Annotated in this window: 19 protein-coding genes; 6 read left to right on the forward strand and 13 right to left on the reverse strand. The window is 68.0% G+C overall.

The features are described from left to right. Positions 1 to 2: 2 nt before the first annotated feature. From ADT71_RS32360 to ADT71_RS34270, 7 genes are all read right to left on the reverse strand, one after another. Positions 3 to 194: a hypothetical protein gene (locus ADT71_RS32360; RefSeq protein WP_197283101.1), complete on the reverse strand. Its 192-nt coding sequence runs from the start codon at positions 192 to 194 to the stop codon at positions 3 to 5. Continuing rightward, positions 191 to 988 (reverse strand): NAD(P)-dependent oxidoreductase, encoded by a 798-nt coding sequence (locus ADT71_RS21900; protein ID WP_054440254.1) that lies wholly within the window; start codon positions 986 to 988, stop codon positions 191 to 193. Before ADT71_RS21900 ends, ADT71_RS32360 begins: the two co-directional genes overlap by 4 nt. A gap of 23 nt (positions 989 to 1,011) precedes the next feature. After that, on the reverse strand, positions 1,012 to 2,271 hold the full coding sequence (locus ADT71_RS21905; protein WP_231636097.1) for a class I SAM-dependent methyltransferase: 1,260 nt from the start codon (positions 2,269 to 2,271) through the stop codon (positions 1,012 to 1,014). Continuing rightward, entirely contained in the window at positions 2,264 to 3,484 is a 1,221-nt protein-coding gene (locus ADT71_RS21910) for a DegT/DnrJ/EryC1/StrS aminotransferase family protein (RefSeq protein ID WP_054440256.1), read from the reverse strand. Before ADT71_RS21910 ends, ADT71_RS21905 begins: the two co-directional genes overlap by 8 nt. Beyond that, complete coding sequence (gene rfbG / locus ADT71_RS21915; protein ID WP_054440258.1) at positions 3,475 to 4,623, reverse strand: CDP-glucose 4,6-dehydratase; 1,149 nt, start codon at positions 4,621 to 4,623, stop codon at positions 3,475 to 3,477. The genes ADT71_RS21910 and rfbG overlap by 10 nt, the downstream gene beginning before the upstream one ends. Further along, a complete protein-coding gene (rfbF, locus tag ADT71_RS21920; protein WP_054440260.1) occupies positions 4,616 to 5,452 on the reverse strand; it encodes a glucose-1-phosphate cytidylyltransferase in 837 nt (278 codons plus the stop codon). The genes rfbG and rfbF overlap by 8 nt, the downstream gene beginning before the upstream one ends. A gap of 1,050 nt (positions 5,453 to 6,502) precedes the next feature. Further along, positions 6,503 to 7,207 carry a glycosyltransferase family 39 protein gene (locus ADT71_RS34270; protein ID WP_054440264.1) on the reverse strand — a complete coding sequence of 235 codons (705 nt, stop codon included), beginning with the start codon at positions 7,205 to 7,207 and terminating at the stop codon, positions 6,503 to 6,505. A gap of 256 nt (positions 7,208 to 7,463) precedes the next feature. Here ADT71_RS34270 and ADT71_RS35950 point away from each other — a divergent pair, with 256 nt between their 5' ends. From ADT71_RS35950 to ADT71_RS21950, 6 genes are read left to right on the forward strand one after another with little or no spacing between them, the layout of a single operon-like run. Next, positions 7,464 to 7,754 carry a glycosyltransferase gene (locus ADT71_RS35950; RefSeq protein WP_369818321.1) on the forward strand — a complete coding sequence of 97 codons (291 nt, stop codon included), beginning with the start codon at positions 7,464 to 7,466 and terminating at the stop codon, positions 7,752 to 7,754. Beyond that, positions 7,682 to 8,059, forward strand: a complete 378-nt coding sequence (locus ADT71_RS30635) for a glycosyltransferase (protein WP_054440266.1) — start codon at positions 7,682 to 7,684, stop codon at positions 8,057 to 8,059. The genes ADT71_RS35950 and ADT71_RS30635 overlap by 73 nt, the downstream gene beginning before the upstream one ends. A 7-nt stretch (positions 8,060 to 8,066) precedes the next feature. Next, complete coding sequence (locus tag ADT71_RS21940) at positions 8,067 to 8,708, forward strand: glycosyltransferase (protein WP_054440267.1); 642 nt, start codon at positions 8,067 to 8,069, stop codon at positions 8,706 to 8,708. Next, on the forward strand, positions 8,705 to 9,121 hold the full coding sequence (locus ADT71_RS32365; protein WP_197283104.1) for a hypothetical protein: 417 nt from the start codon (positions 8,705 to 8,707) through the stop codon (positions 9,119 to 9,121). Before ADT71_RS21940 ends, ADT71_RS32365 begins: the two co-directional genes overlap by 4 nt. Further along, positions 9,049 to 9,678, forward strand: a complete 630-nt coding sequence (locus tag ADT71_RS32370) for an ATP-grasp domain-containing protein (protein WP_197283105.1) — start codon at positions 9,049 to 9,051, stop codon at positions 9,676 to 9,678. The genes ADT71_RS32365 and ADT71_RS32370 overlap by 73 nt, the downstream gene beginning before the upstream one ends. After that, positions 9,671 to 10,351, forward strand: coding sequence for an HAD family hydrolase (locus ADT71_RS21950; RefSeq protein WP_054440270.1), 681 nt, complete (start codon positions 9,671 to 9,673; stop codon positions 10,349 to 10,351). The genes ADT71_RS32370 and ADT71_RS21950 overlap by 8 nt, the downstream gene beginning before the upstream one ends. On the opposite strand, the gene ADT71_RS21955 is transcribed toward ADT71_RS21950, so the two are convergent. The 6 genes from ADT71_RS21955 to ADT71_RS21980 all read right to left on the reverse strand — a co-directional run bounded on the left by ADT71_RS21955 (position 10,337) and on the right by ADT71_RS21980 (position 17,490). After that, on the reverse strand, positions 10,337 to 10,915 hold the full coding sequence (locus ADT71_RS21955; protein ID WP_054440272.1) for a sugar transferase: 579 nt from the start codon (positions 10,913 to 10,915) through the stop codon (positions 10,337 to 10,339). The genes ADT71_RS21950 and ADT71_RS21955 overlap by 15 nt on opposite strands. Before the next feature lie 14 nt (positions 10,916 to 10,929). After that, complete coding sequence (locus ADT71_RS21960) at positions 10,930 to 12,951, reverse strand: tyrosine-protein kinase domain-containing protein (RefSeq protein WP_054440274.1); 2,022 nt, start codon at positions 12,949 to 12,951, stop codon at positions 10,930 to 10,932. Continuing rightward, positions 12,948 to 13,298 (reverse strand): hypothetical protein, encoded by a 351-nt coding sequence (locus ADT71_RS21965; protein ID WP_156336744.1) that lies wholly within the window; start codon positions 13,296 to 13,298, stop codon positions 12,948 to 12,950. The genes ADT71_RS21960 and ADT71_RS21965 overlap by 4 nt, the downstream gene beginning before the upstream one ends. Positions 13,299 to 13,418: 120 nt before the next feature. Next, the gene (locus ADT71_RS21970; protein WP_054440277.1) at positions 13,419 to 14,588 is read right to left on the reverse strand and encodes a glycosyltransferase; all 1,170 of its coding nucleotides are present in this window, start codon (positions 14,586 to 14,588) and stop codon (positions 13,419 to 13,421) included. Next, positions 14,585 to 16,051 carry a lipopolysaccharide biosynthesis protein gene (locus ADT71_RS21975; RefSeq protein WP_054440279.1) on the reverse strand — a complete coding sequence of 489 codons (1,467 nt, stop codon included), beginning with the start codon at positions 16,049 to 16,051 and terminating at the stop codon, positions 14,585 to 14,587. Before ADT71_RS21975 ends, ADT71_RS21970 begins: the two co-directional genes overlap by 4 nt. Next, positions 16,048 to 17,490: an O-antigen ligase gene (locus ADT71_RS21980; RefSeq protein ID WP_132469051.1), complete on the reverse strand. Its 1,443-nt coding sequence runs from the start codon at positions 17,488 to 17,490 to the stop codon at positions 16,048 to 16,050. Before ADT71_RS21980 ends, ADT71_RS21975 begins: the two co-directional genes overlap by 4 nt. Positions 17,491 to 17,655 lie beyond the last annotated feature (165 nt).

Below are 17,655 nucleotides of genomic sequence, written 5' to 3' on the forward strand. Positions count from 1 at the left end.
CGTCACCCCGCCTTCATCTGGATATGTTGCTGCTGGAGTTGCCGGTGCGCGGCGACCGTGCGGCGCAGCCCTTCCTCGAAGCCGATGAGAGGTTCCCACCGCAGCCGGCTTCGCGCCCGTGCCGGATCGGAGCGCAGTTCCGTCGGTTGTCCGCCGCTTCCCGGCTCGGTGCTCTGCGCGGGGCGGAGCGTCACGATACCGGGAGCGCAGCCGGCCAGTGCGGCGATCCGCTGCGCGACCTGGGCCATGGTGGGCGCGATGCCGGTGCAGATGTTGACGGTGCCGAAATCCCGGGGCGCCATCCGCGCGATGTGCAGCAGGGCATCGACGGCATCGTGACGTGCAGCAGGTCGCGCCGGTCAAGCGGGCGCTGCACGGTGATCGGCCGGTTCGCCATGCAGGCCTCGACAAGCGCCGGGATCAGGAAGCTGGTGGCCTGGCCGGGGCCGTAGCAGAGGGCGAGGCGCGCGGTCACCACCGGGAACGGCATGAGTGGGGCGAGCATCGCGATGCTGTCGGTAGTGGCCAGCATCCCCGCGCCGTAGGGCGTGGTGGGGAAAGCGCGGCGGGTCTCGGAATAGGGCAGCTCCGCCCGGCCATATTCGGCGATGGTGCCCGCCCGCACCACCACGTCCGGCGGCTCGGCTAGCTCCGCCAGCGGTTCCAGCAGGTTGAGCGCGGGCTGGAGGTAGGTTCCGGCCGCAGCCCGCGCTGCGGCGAAGGAGGGCTGGGCGGGCAGGCGCGTTTCGGCTGCCAGGTGAAAGACCCGGCGCGGGCGGATCCCGGCGAGGCAGCGCCTGATCTCGGCGCGGTCGGCAAGGTCGATGCGGTGCACGACCAGCCGGTCCACGAACGGCGCGAGCCGCGCCAGCGAGGTCGAGGGGCGGACGATCACATGGACCGGGTCGCCCGCGGCGACGAGCCGCTGGGCCAGGTGTGCGCCGATGAAGCCCCCGGCGCCGGTCAGCAGCGAGACGGCATTGCGCACACTCAGGCCCTCCGGTGTTGGAGTCAGCAGACGATCCGGGGAATCGGCAGCGGAACGAGGAATTTGCCGCCGCGCGCCCGGAAGGCCGCCTGCTGCTCGAAGATTTCGTCGAAGAAGTTCCAGGCGAGCACGAAGAGCACGTCGGGCTGCTCCTCCTCGATGGCCTGGACCGGCCGGATCGGAATGCGGGTGTTCGGCGAATAGAGGCCGTGCTTCAGCGTGTTGCGGTCCACCAGGAAATCGAGATAGCGCCTGTCGATCCCGAAATGGGTGATGAGCGTGTTGCCCCGCGCCGAGGCGCCGTAACCCGCGATCTTCAGGCCCTGTGCCTTCATTTCGTCGAGCATGGTGCGGATGTCCACGCCCATGGCCGCGACGTCGAGCGCCAGCCGGTCGTAAGTGGCCTGCTCCAGCATGCCGCCGGACAGTTCGTCCTCCAGCATTTCCGCCACTGCGGGCGAGGGCGCGATGCCGGCGGCCTTGCGGTTGAGGAACACGCGCATCGAGCCGCCGTGAATGTCGGGCAGCGAAAGCGCATCGGTCACTTCGAGGTCGAAGAACGCCGCCAGCTTCGCGATTGACAACAGGCTGAATTCCGAGACGTGCTCGTGGTAGATATTGTCGAATTCGGTGTGGTCGATGTACTCCTTGGCGCGGGGAACCTCGATCACGAAAGTCCCGTCCGGCGCCAGCAGGATGCAGATCGCCTCCATGAAGGTGTGGAGGTCGCCGATGTGGTTGAAGGTGTTGGTGGTGACGATGACTTTCGCCTCGCCGCGCTGGCCCCGTACCAGTTCCGCCGAGGCGGGGTAGAAGTAATCGATATGGGTTTCCACGCCGCGCTCGGCGGCCATGGCGGCGATGTTCTCGGCCGGGTCGAAGCCCAGCGTCGTACAGCCCAGCAGGTTGCAGGCGGCGAGCAGCAGGCCGTCATTGCTGCCGATGTCGACGATCAGCCCGCCGCGCGCCTTGTCGGACAGCACCCGCGCGAAATCGGAGAAGTGGCTGTGCATCCGCGCCGCGCCCGAGGGGACGTAGAGGTAATGGCGGAAGAAATCGGCCGGGATCTGGTCGGCGATCTCCACCAGCCCGCATTCCAGGCAGACCTGGGTGTTGAGCGGGAAGGAAGGCTGTTCCCGGTCGAGGTCTTCGGGGCGGATCAGCATCTGGCCGGGGGCATGGTCGCCCAGTGGCAGGAAGAGGTAAGGCGATGGCGCCTTGCAGGCACGGCAGGTCGTGAGGGTCGAGGCGTGGGTACGCTCGGCGGTCATCGATTCAGGCATTTGCGGCCTCGCGGGACGTTGCAGGGGAGAGCGATCGCACGAAGGCCTCGAAGCATTCGTGCATGAAGTCGATATGGGCGTCGGTCAGCCCGTGATGGCAGGCGAGCAGGATGCCGCCCTTCATCACCGCGTCGGCAACCGGGCAGCCTTCCGGCGGCGCCTTGAGCGGCACGCCCTGCATCGCCGGCTGGCGCAGGATGTTGCCGGTGAAGACCGGGCGGGTCTGCACGTCGCGCTCCTCCAGCCAGATCTGCATCTGGGTGCGGGTGAAAGGCGCGTCCTCGCGGATGGTGAGCGGGAAGGCCAGCCAGCCGGTGCGCGATTCCGGCATCTGTTCCGGCAGGACGAACCAGTCCTCGTACTGCTTGAAGAAGGCATACTGGCGAGCGAAATTGTGTTCGCGCGCCGAGATGTTGTGGTCGAGCTTCTTCAACTGCACCAGCCCGAAGGCCGCGCCCATTTCCGAAGGCTCGACGTTGAAGCCCAGTTCGTCGAACAGGAACTTGGCGTCGTAGTCGATCCCGTCGAGCGCGACGTTGAAGCGCTTCTCGATGCTTTCGGAATCGACGTAGAGCGAACTGGTGCGCCCCCATGAGCGCAGCAGCAGTGCCCGGCGGGCGAGAGCCTCGTCCGAGATGCAGAGCATGCCGCCGTTGCCTGCAGCATTGATGACGTGGGAGCCGTAGAAGCTGGTGGTGGAAATGTCGGAGCGGGTGCCGGTGCTGGTGCCGCGCAGGGTGGCGCCCAGCGTATCGGCGCTGTCTTCCACCACCATGAGGCCGTGCTTGTCGGCGATCTCGCGGATGCGGTCCCAGTCGGGCAGGTTGCCGATCAGCGAGGGGATCATCATCGCCCTGGTGTTCGGCCCGATCATCGCCTCGATCTTCTCGACGTCGATGTTGTAGGTGCCGACCGCGGAATCCACGAAGGCCGGTACGAGGCGAGAGCGCACGATCGGCGCCACGGTGGTGGCGAAGGTCAGGGCCGGGGTGATGACCTCGCTGCCCTCGGGCAGGTTCAGCAGCTCGATGGCGAGGTAGTTCGCCGAGGAGCCGGAGTTGACCATGATCCCGTGGTCCTTGGCGAACAGCGCGGAGACCTGCTCCTGCATGGCGCGCACTTTCGGACCCATCTGGGTCGAGGTCCGCAGGACTTCGAGGACGGCGGCGATCTCTTCCTCGCCGTGGACGGTCTGGCCATAGTTCACGCGCATCTTGCTGCTTCCCCCTCGGTCAATTCGGTGGTGCTCCCGGCATTCCCGTGGGAATACCGGGCGATCTGCGCCTCGCTGAAGGCGCGCATCCGGGTGTTTCCGCGCGCGAAGGCGCGGTACCATTCGGCGGTCATGGTCACAGCTTCCTCGGTCGAAAGGCGCGGGCGCCAGCCGAGCCGGGCCTGTGCCTTGCTGCTGTCGAGCGTCAGCATTCCCGCCTCGTGCGGATCGTCGGTACGGCGACCGAAGGCGATCTGCGCCACGCCGGGCCCCCAGGCCCGCTGGAAGTGGCGGGCGATTTCCTCGACGTCGATGAAGCCCTGGGCGCTGGGGCCGAAGTTCCAGGCTTCGGCAAAGCGCGGCGCACCCTCTCCAAGAAGCCGCGCACCCAGCATCAGGTATCCCGCCAGCGGCTCCAGCACGTGTTGCCACGGGCGCACGCTGGCCGGGTTGCGGATCGTCACAGCCGTGCCCGCGATCGTGGCGCGCACAACGTCGGGCAGCAGGCGGTCGAGCGAATTGTCGCCCCCGCCGATCACGTTGCCGGCGCGCACGGTGGCGATCTGGCAACCGGCGGGGTCCGAGAAGTAGGAGCGCCGGAACGCGGCGGCGACCAGTTCGGTGCAGCCTTTCGAGGCGCTGTAGGGATCGGCCCCACCCAGTTCGTCGGTCTCGCGGTAGGGCCATTCCCACTCGCGGTTCTCGTAGCACTTGTCGCTGGTGACGACGACGACGCCGCGCACGCTCTTCATCCGGCGCACCGCATCGAGCACGACGGCGGTGCCGGTGACGTTGGTGGCGAACGTCTCCACCGGATCGTCGTAGGAAGGCCGCACCAGGGCCTGGGCGGCGAGATGGAACACGAGGTCCGGCTCAAGCCCCTCGCAGGCCCGGGCATAGGCCCCGGCATCGCGGATGTCGGCGATGCGGTGGTCGACCAGCCCCCCGAGGTCGACCGTATGGAATAAGTCAGGGCCTTGCGGGGGGCGGTGCAAGGCGATCCCGGTTACTTCTGCACCCAGTTTCCTGAGCCAGAGGCACAACCAGCCACCCTTGAAACCGGTGTGGCCGGTTACCAGAATCCGCTTGCCCCGGTAAACCGAAGCAAACGCCTGATCCAGTGAGCCTTGCTCAGGCATGTTGCAGCTTGGTGGGCATGTCGGTGCTGAGCACCGGCTGTCCGTTCTCGAAGTCCATCCACGGCGGCAGCGTCTGCGTGCCCAGCTTGTCCAGCGTGTCGCGGTCGCGGATCGTGTCCATGGGGTGCCAGAAGCCCTTGTGCTTGTAGGCCATGAGCTGGCCGTCATGGGCGAGGCGGGTGAGCGGGGCCTGCTCCAGCGGCTCCTCGTCTCCGGTGAGGTAATCGAGCACACCCGGTTCGAAGACGAAGAAGCCGCCGTTGATCCAGGTTTCGTACTTGATGACCTTCTCGGTGAATTCGATCACTTCGCCGCCCGCGCCCGCGCACTGGCCGAGTTCGAGATTGCCGAAGCGGGCCGGCGGCTGGACCGCGGTGACCGTGGCGAGCTTGCCGTGCGAGCGGTGGAATTCCAGCAGGGCGGAGATGTCCACGTTGCCGACCCCGTCCGAGTAAGTGACCATAAAGGTCTCGTCGTCGAGCCAGGAACGCAGGCGCTTCAGGCGGCCGCCGGTCATCGTCGCGAGGCCGGTGTCGACCACCGAAACCCGCCAGTCGACCTTGGTGGTGGGGTGCAGGGCCATTTCGCCATTGCCGATGCCGACCGTGAAGTCGTTCGACATGAGGTGAAGGTCCTGGAAGAAGCTCTTGATCGCCATGGCCTTGTAACCGCAAGCCACGATGAAGTCGTTGTGACCCCAGCGATCGTAGATATCCATGACGTGGAGCATGATCGGGCGCCCCGCCACTTCCACCATGGGCTTGGGAACCCGAACCGTTTCTTCGGCAAGGCGGGAGCCGAGGCCCCCGGCAAGCAGGACGACTTTCATGATCGTGTCTCCGGCGTCGGTATTTTCAGGAGAATTTCTCCTGTCGATGGGGCAAGGTTAAGGGCAGAGCCTGCGTCGGAGAAATGGTCATCCGGGTTAGGCAGCTTTAGCCAATGCGGCTATCAAAGGGTTACCGGCGTGCCTCCAAGGGGCGCTCGGGCCTACGGAAAAGACGCGGATAGCCGCCGTTCCGGGTGCCCTGGGTCAGGATGTAGCCATGGCTGCGGGCATAGTCCTCGAAAGGTTGTTCCAGCGGTTCCTCGCCGCTTATCAGGATCGCCGAGGGCTGGTCCGCGTCGAGAAAGGCGGTGAGCTGCGCAGGCGAGGTCGTGGTCCAGTAGGGCCGGTCGCGCGGGGGGATATATTCGGCCACGCGGTAGACGAACTGGCCTGCCGCGAATTCCGGCGGCACGGTGAGCCCGCCCTCCACTGCAAGTAGCGGCGAGAGCGTCGCCACCCGGTCGCCCGAGGAAGCCGCGGCGCGGCGGACGAGTTCGCGCATCTCGCGGTGGACCGCCACGCCTTCCCATGATGCCGGGCGGGCGAAGGAGACCAGCCCCGGTCCAAGCCGGGAGGCGGCGCAGAGCAGCGCCAGCAGCGCCAGCGACAGGAGCACGGCATCGGCGGCCACGCGGTTCTCGCTCAGCATCCGGGCGCGCAGCAGCACCACCAGCAGCACCAGGAACGGGATCGGCGGCACGAAATACTGCGGGAACGAGGGGCTCGGCACGAAGGCGACGACGAAGCCCAGAGCGGCCAGCGCGGCGGTCAGCACGACCGGCCAGGACCAGACCGTCAGCAGCCCGTCGCGCCATCCGCGCCGCAGCAGCGGCAGGGCCACGAGGGCGACGATTGCGGCCATGGACAGCAAGGAGGCGTTCGAGGTCCATATATCCTCGGCGAACAGCACCTTGGCGGCAAGGCCGACGACCTTGGGCTCGGTCGAATGGGCCCAGTAGGCGGCCTGCAGCTCGGTGAAGTAGCGCACGGTGTGGGCGAGCATGGCCTCGGGATCGGTGGCCATCGCGATAAGCACCGGGATTCCGGCGGTCAGCCCGCCCAGCGCCAGCGGGACGCGCCGCAGACCAGCCGCGAGCGCAGCGGCCGCGCCGCCGGTGCCAGGATCGTCGCCATCGCCAGGAACGGCGCGAGGAACACGTAGTTCGCCTTGAGCCCGATCGCGCATGAAACCATCATCCCCGCCACGAAGCACAGGGTCCACGAAGGGCGTTCGCGGTCCAGTCCGCACAGCAGGAAATAGAGCGCGAACAGCGCGAAGGGGATCGGCAGGAAGTTGTTGGTGGCCATCATGCCCGGACCGCCGAGCAGCAGCACATTGCCCATGAGCAGGACGGCGGCGGTGAAGAAGGCGGGAAAGCCTGCGCGCTGGCGCCGGGCGATCAGCCACAGCGCCGTGATCGCCGCCGCCCAGGCCAGCAGCACCAGCAGGCGGCCGAGCAGGACGAGATGGCCGGTTCCGGTCAGCCAGTAGAGACCGCCCAGCAGGTAGGGCAGATAGGGCAGGTGGTTGAACCCGAAGTCGCGGTAGATGTCGCCGCTGCCCCAGAGGCGCGAGACGGTGATGAACAGGTTCTCGTCGCGGCCGATGGGAAAGTCCATCAGGCGGCCGGCGAGTCCCACGAACAGCACGCCGAGCAGCGCATAGCCCGCCACCCTTGCGAGCGAGCGCGGCCGCGTCTCGGGCCGTTCGCCCTGTTGCAATTCGCGTTCCTGCAGAACGTCGCCCATCGTCATCGCGGAAGGCCCCTTTCCCGATTGCCGGCGCTGCCGACGCCGCGCGGAAGTCTGGCGGATCACGGCCCCCCGCGTGAGCGCGATTAGGGCGTAATCACTCAGGATGAAGGCAGCGCGCGAGGCGGGTGGCGAGGGATGGATGCCTTTGCCAATAAAGGGTTAGACCGCATGAACCCTGCCGCGCGGGGAGGCCATTCGATAGACTGGAGGCGATCGATCACACGCTTCGCGCGGCATCCGGACGGGCTCTTCCTCCTTGGCAATTCTCCCGACATCGACGCATATCGCGATCCTGACCTCCGGTCTGGGGGCAGGCGGTGCGGAGCAGGTGATCGCGCAGCTGGCCCGCCACTGGTGCGAGGCCGGGCATCAGGTGGACGTGATCGCCTTCGACCGTCCCGCCGATCCGATATTCCACGCCTTCCCGAAGACGCGGCGCTGCACCGGCTGGGCGGTTCGAGCGGCTTTGCCGGCATGGCGGGGCGGGTGGCGGCGCTGCGGCGCGTCCTTGCGGCGCGGCGGCCGCAGGTGCTGGTGTCCTTCCTGACCAAGAATAACCTGATCGCCGCGCTGGCGACCACGGGCACCGGCATCCGGCTGGTCTGTTCGGAGCGCAACAACCCCGAGCGGCAGGCCGCCCATCCGCTGTGGAACCTCCTGCTGCGCCTGCTTTACCGCCGCGCCGACGCCATCGTCTGCCAGACCGACGCGGTGCGTCGCTGCTTCCCCGCCTCGGTGCGCGGTAAGCTGGTGACGATCGCGAACCCGGTGCCGCCACCCGACGTGCCGCGCGCCGCCGGCGATACCCGGCGGCTCTGCGCGGTGGGGCGGCTGACACCAGAAGGGCTTTGACCTGCTGGTGCGGGCCTTTGCCGAAGTGGCGCCGCGCTGGCCGGGCTGGGGGCTGGATATCTGGGGTGAGGGCCCCGAACACGGCGCCCTTGCCGCGCTGATCGCCGGTGCCGGGCTGGAAGGGCGGGTCGTGCTGCGCGGGCTGACGCCGCGGCCGCGGGCCTGGGTGGCGGAGGCGGATATCTTCGTCCTCTCCTCCCGTTACGAGGGTTTTCCCAATGTGCTGGGCGAGGCGATGGCGGCGGGCTTGCCGGTCGTCGCGGCCGATTGCGATTTCGGGCCTTCCGACATGGTGCAGCACGGCCGCAGCGGGCTGCTGGTTGACAGCGAGGACGTGGAGGGACTGGCGGCGGCGATGTCCGCGCTGATCGCCGATCCGTTCGAAAGGATGCGCATGGGCAGGGCCGCGCGCACGGCCATGGCACGGTTTCACCCGGAGCGGATACTCCAGAACTGGGACCAGGTGCTGGGGAACGGGCTTTCCGAAGCGGGGCACCCGGACGACCGGCGGCTGGCGCAGTCCCGCGCGGCGGGGCATGGAGAGGAGGGAGCCGCCAGGCCTGCCGGGGAGGCTCCCGGGGGGGAGGCTCCCGTCGGAAAGCCCCTCATGGCAAAGGCCCTCATTGGAAAGGCGGGAACGCGCAGATGAACGTGGTACGCATTCTCTTTACTTCGGCGGGTCGCCGTGTCGAACTGACGCGCTGTTTCCGCCGGGCTGCCGAAAAGCTCGGCATGAGGGCGGAAATCCATGCCTGCGACCTGGAGCCCGAACTCAGCGCCGCCTGCCTGGAGGCCGAAGCCGCCTTCAAGGTGCCGCGCTGCACCGACCCGGACTATGTGGCCCGCCTGCTCGACCACTGCGCGCGCGAGAAGATCGCGTTGCTGGTGCCGACCATCGATACCGAACTGGACGTGCTTTCCCGCACGCGGGACAGGTTCGCCGAAGTGGGCACGATGGTCCATGTCGCGCGCCGGAGATCATCGACGTCGTGCGAGACAAGGAGCGCACCATTACCGTGCTGCGCGACGCGGGAGTGCCGGTTCCGCGTACCGCGCGGATAGAGGCCCTGCGCGCAGATCCCTCGGGCTGGACTTTCCCGCTGTTCGTTAAGCCGGTGGGCGGAAGCGCCAGCCGGGGCATCGGAGTGCTCGAATCCGCCGCCGATATCCGCGAAGACTATCCCGAGCCGATGCTGGTGCAGGAACTGCTGCGCGGGCCGGAATATACCATCAACATGTACCTCGACGCGCGCGGGCGAATCCGCTCGGCGATCCCGCACTTGCGCATCTCTGTGCGGGCGGGCGAAGTCGAGAAGGGGCGCACCGTGCGCGATCCGCGCATGATCGAGATCGCCGCCAACGTGGCCGCGGCGCTGGGCCGGGGGCGGGGAGCGGAGGGCGTCCTGTGCTTCCAGCTCATCGACGACCCCGACCGCGGCCCCCGCGTGTTCGAGATCAACGCCCGCTTCGGCGGCGGCTATCCGCTGGCCGACCAGGCGGGCGGGCGCTTCGCCGAAAGCCTGCTTGCGCGGGTGGCGGGCCTGCCGGAATGTGCAAGCGACCACTGGCGCGAGGGCGTGACCATGGTACGCTACGACAGTGCCGTGTTCCGTGGTTGATATCTCGCGCCGTGTCGTCGTGCTCGATCTTGACGATACGCTCTATCTCGAACGCGATTTCGCGCTGAGCGGCTTCGCGGCGGTGGGCCGTCATGTAGAGGAACGCCACGGCCAACCGGGCTACGGCGCCGAATGCATGCGCCTGTTCGAGGAGGGGCATCGCGGCACCGTGTTCGATGCGGCGCTGGGCGCGCTGGGGCTTTCCGCGATCGACGTCGGCCCGCTGGTGGCGCTCTATCGCGGCCATGCGCCCAAGATCGCGCTGGCCGGGGACGCCGCGCGCCTGATCGACCGGCTGGACGGCCACGCGACCGCGATCATAACCGACGGTCCCGGCCAGACGCAGGGCAACAAGGTGGCGGCGCTCGGCCTTTACGGGCGGATCGGCAAGGTGGTCCTCACCGGCATCCTGCCCGAGGGCTGCGCCAAGCCCCATGCCATGGCTTATGCGATGGTCGAGCAATGGTCGGGACGTCCTGCCGCAGAACATGTCTACATCGGCGACAATGCGGCCAAGGACTTCGTCACCCCGCGCGCGCGCGGCTGGCTGACGGTGCAGATCCTGCGCGAGGGGCATATCCATCCCTGCATCGCGCCGACCCCCGACCATGCCGCTCACCATGTGGTGGATTCGCTGGACGATCTCGTGCTGGAACCGTCAGTCCGCGCCTGAAGCCAGGGCGATATCCGGCGAGCGCCGCTCGCCGCCGACCATGACCCAGGCCGTCAGCGCCAGGATGCGCAGGTCCAGCAGCGGCCCGGCATGAGCGACATACCACAGGTCCAGCGCGATCTTCTCGTCGAGCGAGAGCAGGGTATTGCCGTTGACCTGCGACCAGCCTGTCAGCCCGGGGCGAACCTCGCCGCGCATCGCGCCGCGCTGGCCCAGTCCGGCGATGGTCTCGGGGAGCAGAGGGCGCGGGCCGACGAAGGCCATGTCGCCGGCGGCCACGTTCCACAGTCCGGGCAATTCGTCGAGCCGGCTGCGGCGCAGGAAGCGCCCGAAGCGGGTGACGCGCGCCTCGTCGGGAAGCGGCTGGCCGTCCTTTCCGGCGGCCTCGCGCATGGAGCGCAGCTTGAGCAGGGTGAAGGTCTGTCCGTGCAGGCCCGCCCGGCGCTGTCGGAACAGCACCGGGCGACCCATCGACAGGACTACGCCGATCCCGAGCACCGCCAGCAGCGGAAGCACGGCCAGCAGGAGCAGCGCGGCGAGCAGACGCAAGGGGAGCTTCTGCACGCCGCGCGCCCCGCTCAGGCTTCCACCGGCCGCCAGGAGTGGCCCCGGAACATGCGACGGATACGGGCGGCCATGGCCTCCCGGGCGGCTACCGGCGAGCTGTAGTAGCTGGCCGAGTCCGCATAATACTGCACCGAGTCCCCGTAGCGGCGGCGGGCATGTTCGGCGTAGTCCACCTGATCGAAGATCACCCCGCCCACGCTGTCGTCCAGCATTTCGAGGGCGGCGCGCATCTGGTCTCCGGTGGTGTGGCCCCAGCGGGCGACCAGCACGGTCTGGTCGGCGAAGTGGCACATCGCCCGCGCATCGCGCACGGCCAGGGCGGCCGGGGCATTGATGATGACCAGTTCGAAACGCTCACGGAGCTGTTCGAGCAGGGTCTTGAGGCGGCTGGAGGACAGCAGCAGCGCCGGTTCGGCCACCGGTTCCTTGGCGCTCAGCAGCACGATCTGGTGCGGGCTGGCGGCTTCGACGGGGATCGGCACCCCGGCCTCGCCGTCCAGCGTCACGGGCATGTCAGGACCGTCATAGGGGTTGGCCGAGCGCGGGCTCACCAGACTGTCGAGATTGGCGCGACCGCAGACGATGTCGACCAGATCGGGCACCTGCATGTCGCTCTGGAGGCGCTGGAGGGCGCCGCGCTTGCGCAAGTCGAGGTCGAGGATCACCGTGCGATCGCCCATGGCGATGCCCGCGGCGGCCAGCGTCAGCGAGACGGTGGACTTGCCGTCGCCGGGCAGCGGCGAGGTGACGAGCACGACCTGCGAGTTGCTGCTCTGGGCCGGCGGGCGCCGGTCGAGCGCACGCACTTCGGTATAGGCCGAGCGGGCGACTTCGGCGAAGAGCGACTGCGGCTCGCGGATGACCGGGCTTTCCTTCGGATCTTCCGAAAGGTCCTGGTTGAGCAGCGGCAGCATCCCCAGCGTCGGCAGCCCGAACAGGCGGCGGATCTGGGCGGTGGTGCGCAGGCGGTCGTCAAGGAAGTCGCGGGCAAACGCGATCAGGAAGGCGAGCACGGTGGAGCCGAGCAGCGCGGTGATCGCCATCTTGACCGGGGCCGGGGCGATCGGATCGTAATTGGGAACCGCCGGCGAGACGATCGAGGAAGACACGCCTTCCAGCTGCATCTGCGCGCGAACCTGTTCGACGCGGCCGGCGATCGCCTTGTAGGCATCGTCGGCGAGAGTGGCCTCGCGGACCAGCTTTTCGAGCTGCACGGTGTTGGAGGTGTTGCGGTAGGCCATCGAGCTGAGCCCGGCGACGATGCCTTCGAGGCGCGAGGCCTGCGCGGAATCGCCGGCGGCTTCGCTGCGGGCGATCTGCGCCATCTGCGCGCCGCGCGCGGAAGCGTCGGCCTGGGCGGCGGCCTGCACGCGGCCGCGTTCCTCGGCGATGCTGCTGTCGACCGCGGCAAGCTGAGAGCCGAGGCGCTTCACGTCGGGATGGTTCGGCCCGAGGCTGGTGCCGAGCTTGGAGGCTTCCGCCACGAGTTCGCCGCGGCGGCGTTCGAGCTGGTCAAGCGCGCCGGAGGTGGCCAGCGCGGTGCTCTGCATCTGGCTGGCGCGGGCGATGCCGGCGCTGCGGGCGGCGGCGCCGTCACGCGCGGCGGTGGCTGCCGCGCTCTGCACGGCGATGCGATTGATCTGGGCGAGGTCCTCCGCGCCGCCCGCGCCCACCAGCATCTGGTGGGTTTCGCGGAAATCGGCGACGTGCCTGGCGGTTTCCTCGGCGGCGCGGGCGCGGGCCTGCTGTTCGTATTCCAGCGAGGAGAGCAGCTCGGCGCGGCGCTCGTTGCTCTTGCTGGTGCGCAGGGCGCGCACCGAGGGCGGGATCTGGTTGGCGATCTCGGCGGCCAGTTCGGGCGAGCGCGCGGTCACGGCGATCTCGATGAGGTCGGAACCCGTTTCCGAGTTCATCGTCGTCATCGACAGGACCTTGTTGGTCGCGGCCTGGTAAAGGACCTTGGCGTCCGAGGGGACATTGCCGAGTTCGCGCAGGAAGACCGGGTTGTGAACCAGATCGAGATCCCGGATCACCTGTTCGGCGGCGGAGCGCGAACGTGCAGGCGCACCGCATTGGCGACGCGTTCCGCGTTGCGGGAATTGACGTCCGCCTGGTTGGTGCCGACTTCGTCGATCAGTTCGACCTGCACCGTGGAGGAGGAGCGATAGAGCGTGGGCGAAAGCAACTGCTGCACCAGCACCGCGAGCGTGATCGCGCCGACGATCAGGACCATCATCGTGCGATAGCGGTAGACGACACGAAGCAGGTCGCGCGGACCGACCTGCTGTTCGGGTGGTTGGGAACCTTCCTGCGACAGCGCCGGTCCTCGATAATGTACCGGCGCGCCGCCCATTTGGCTTGGCGCGATTGCAGTCGACATGTGCCCCTCCTGCGAGGTGAAGATAGGTGCCGCCGGGTCAGGTGGCCTTCCATGTTCGACTATGCGGTGAAAGGCGGGACAGGCAAAAAGGGCATCCGTGAACGGCGCCGCTAATAGAGACTAGTCCTTTTGGGGGGCGCGGCGGCGCAGCAGGGACGAGTAGAGTTCGAGATGGCGCGCGGCCGCGTTCTCGATCGTGTACTCGCGGCTGGTGGTCAGCGCGCCCGCGGAAAACTGCCGGTAAAGCGAAGTATCCTGCATCAGCCGCATGATACCCGCGGCCAGCGCCTGCGGTCTGTCGACCGGGCAGAGCAGCCCGTTCTGGGCGGGCCGCACGAGCCCGCGATTGCCCGAGACATCCGTGGCGACCACCGGCAGGCCCATGGCCATGGCTTCAAGGATCGCCACCGAAAACCCCTCGTAGTGGGAGGTGTTGAGGAAGAGATCGCTGCGCGCGAGCAGTTCGGGCACGTCTCGCCGCTCGCCCAGGAACTGCACGACATCCTCCAGCCCCAGCTCGCGCACCTGGGCGCGGAGCGTCTCCAGCCCCTCGCCGCCACCGGCCACGCGCAGCAGCGGGGCGGGACAGGCCGGGGTCGCGCGGTCGCGCAGGATGCGGGCGGTCTCGATCAGCAGCGGATAGTTCTTCTGGTCCGAGATCGCGCCGACGCTGAGGATGCGGCAGGGCCGTTCGGGCACGAGGCGCGGCCCGGCGGCGCGGTAGCGCGCGGCGGGGGCGTTCTGGATCAGCGTGAAGGGCCGCTTCGACAGGTGCCGGTAGATGCCTGCGGTGTCGTTGCTGATGGCGACGTAGTGATGGACCACCCGGTCGAGCAGGGTGAACAGGCCGGGCGGGAAGCTGAGGCGGCTGTTGTGGTAAGTGAACACCACCGGCCCTCGGTAACCGCAGAAGGCGAGCATGGCCACCGCGCGCACGGTATGGGCGTGAACCACGTCGGGCCGTGTTTCGGCCAGGTGGCGGCGCAAGGCGAGGATTCCCGGCAGCAGCCGCCGCCGCCGTCCGAGCGAGAGCGATTCGAAACGGCAGCCGGTGCGGTCTATCTGCGCCGCGAGTTCGGCTTCCATCTCCGCTGAATTGCCCAGCGTTCCCGCGTCGCAGAAAGCGACCACGGTGCCGGATGCGCCTTTGGCGGCAAACGCGCCGTTGAGGTTGGTGACGAGGATTTCGGCGCCGCCCGACGTCAGGCTGGTGATGATCGAGCTGACCCGGAGCGGCTGCGGCGGGCTGACGCTGCGGGCGAAGCCTTCGCTGGGGGCATGAACTGTCATGTCCGGGAATCCGCCGGCATCGGGGTAGGCACGGGTGCCGGATGCAGGGAGCCCAGGGAATCGGATGCCGGGACGGCAGTGCGCCGGGCGCTGCGGATGCCGCGCCAGAACGCGGTGTCGAGCAGGGCCACCGTGGCGATTCCGAAGGCGATATGGGCCATGTTGGCGCCGAGCGCGCCGTAATGCGGGATCAGCACGAGTGCGGAAGCGAAGAAGCTGACGGTGGCGGCGAGGCTGGAGAGCAGCACGAAAGTCGGCCGGTTCATCGCCAGCAGCGCGGCGCGGGTGGGGGTGGCATGAAGCGTCAGCAGCACAGCCACGAGTTGGACCAGCAGCATGGGATAGCTGTCGGCAAAGCCGGGGCCGAACACCAGTTCGATCGCCTGCCGGCCGAGCAGCCAGCACGCCCCCACCGTGGCCAGCGCGATTCCCGCCAGCACCAGTTGCAGCACGGAAACGAGCTGGGCCATCGAATCCGGCCCCATCTTGCGCCAGAGCCGGGCGAGATCAGGGTAGATCACCGTCTGGATCATGTCGCCCGCGGTCTGCGCCACCTTGGCGATGCGGCGGGAGAGATAGTAGAGCCCGGCCGCTGCCGGTCCCGCGAAGCTGCTGACCAGCAGGGTGTCCATCTCGTGCGTCATCGTGCGCAGGGTGGAGGAGAGGTTGGTGGAGATGGCGAAGCGCATGAAGCCGGGGAAGCGGCCCGGCAGGTCGCGCAGGTCCGCCTTGAGCGGGCTGGGAATGCCGGTATCGCGAAGCGCCCGGAAACCGAGGTAGTTGAACAACGCCGAATCGAAGATCTGGCTCACCGTCCACACCACGACGAACCAGACCAGTCCTTCTCCCAGCACGTAGAGCAGCGCCGAAAGCGCGAATCGGGCCACGAACGAGGCGAGCTGGACATAGGCGAGGATGCGGAAGCGCCCCGCCAGTCGCAGTGCCGCGCTGGCCATGCCGCGCGGGTTGCAGGCGATGGCGCAAGCGTAGATCGCCACGAGGTCCACGTCATGGGGCTGGATGCCGATCAGGTTGCCCGCCAGCCAGGCGACCAGGACGCTCATCAGCGCCGCCACCAGCGCGCTGCCGACGTCCAGCAGCAGGCCATAGGCGTAAAGCGAGGACATCCTGCCGGCATCGCCGTTTTCCTCCTCCACGGCGACGAAGCGAACCAGCGGCTGCCAGGATTCGAACCGGATCAGCCGTTCGCACACCCTGCCGATGGAAAGCACCACTGCGAGGGTGCCGAACTGTTGCTGGCCCAGCGCGCGGGTGGCGATGGCGAGGCTCGCCATCATGATCATCACGCCGCCGAAATTGCCCGAGAGCAGGTGGATGATGCTCATGAGATGCGGGCGGAGCATCTCCGAGCCCTGCCAGCGTTCGCGCTGGCGGGCGATGAAGGAGGCTCCACGGCGCCAGATCGGCGCCGCGCCCTCGCTGGCACTCTCTCTCCGGTTCATCCTGCTTCCAGCGTCCGTATCGTTTGCGGGCGGAGGGAGGGCTCGTCGCCTTCCCGTTCGTCCGGTTTCCAGCTCCCGTGTCTCGGGCGCCGTTCCCGCCGTGCCGCCGTGAAAGTGGCGGCCCCGGCAAGCGCGAACATCAGCACCACCGGTCCGTTCCACATCCGCGCGAACATGTGCGGCAACGACATGGCGTACATGAAGAACACTCCCAGGCTGGCGAGCGCGGACACGCCGGCCGCCTTGTTTCTTCGGGCTATGAACAACCCCTCCACCAGCATGGCGAGGAACATGACGAAGAGTCCGAGGAAGGAGACGATCCCGCCTTCGTTGAGCACCAGCAGGTAGAGCTGGTGCACGGGCATCCCGTAAGAGCTGGCCTTGCGGTATCCGTCACTGCCGAGACCGATCAGCAGGTTGTTGCCCGACATCTGCCAGGCTTCCTCGATCAGCACCGAGCGGCCGACGAAAGTACCCGCCTTGGTCGGGTCTCCGGTGACCACCGCGTCGCCCACGCGTTGCTCGAACACGGCGGGCACCGGCCCGCCGAGGCCGACATAGGCAGTCACCACCAGCAGCACCGGCACCGCGATCGAGATGACCGTGCGGATGCGCGAGAAGGCGAGGATGAAGCCGATGGACAGGATCGTCGCGGTGAAGGCGGTGAAGCTGGCGCAATAGACCAGCCCGGCCACGATCACGAGCGCGAGGGGAACCGCGAAGACCGTCTTCAGGCGCTTGTCGATCACCGCGTGGATCAGGAAGATCAGCGCGAAGACGCAGACCGCGCCGTTCGAGTTCGGCTCGCCCGTCATCGCGCCGAGGCGGCCATTGCCGGTCACCACGTACTTGTTGACGTACTGGGTGATCGCCGCGCGGCTCAGCAGGTTGACCATGGCGATGCCGATGGCCTGCGATACGGCGACGCCCAGCACATAGGCGATCGCGCATTTCTGGAGCAGTGCGTGGCTGCAGTTCGCCAGCAGCATCGGGATCAGCAGCAGCGCGAAGGCATATTGCCCGGCGACCACCGGCCAGCGTTCGGAATCGCCGTGCGTGACCGAGCCGACCAGCATCCCGCCCAGCAGCATGACCAGGCCCAGCACCCAGATCGCCGACATCCGCCCCATCATCGCCGCGTTGAGCCCGCGCGAGGCGAGCATGAGCAGCGTGCAGACGAGAAGCAGGATGTCGGACATGGTGAGGTTGAAGGCGGGAATGCGGCCCACCTGCCACCAACTCAGGAAGAAGGCGGCGACAGGCAGCAGCACGGCGATCACGCGTTCGTATGGGGATACCGAAGCGGTCGCGGGCCGATATGCGGAATGGCCCGGAAGTCTCGCCGGCTGCTGCCACCCCGCGTCGGGGATCACGCCGGGAACCGGCTTCGGAAGCCCCGCCGGAAACTCGGGGGATGCCTGTGTGATGATAGCGGCCATGGCGGCGATCATGGTCAGGGGGGGAGGCGAAGGCAAAGGCCAGTCCGGGCAGTCCGCCAGCGCATAGATGTTAGCGCAAAAGGGTGAGGGCCGGTCCCGCGCTAAGTCGAATTGGTGACTTGTGCGCACTGGGGGCGAGGATCAAGGTCTTGCCGCAAACGGCTT

The sequence above is a fragment of the Novosphingobium sp. ST904 genome, assembly GCF_001298105.1.
Classification (GTDB): Bacteria; Pseudomonadota; Alphaproteobacteria; order Sphingomonadales; family Sphingomonadaceae; genus Novosphingobium.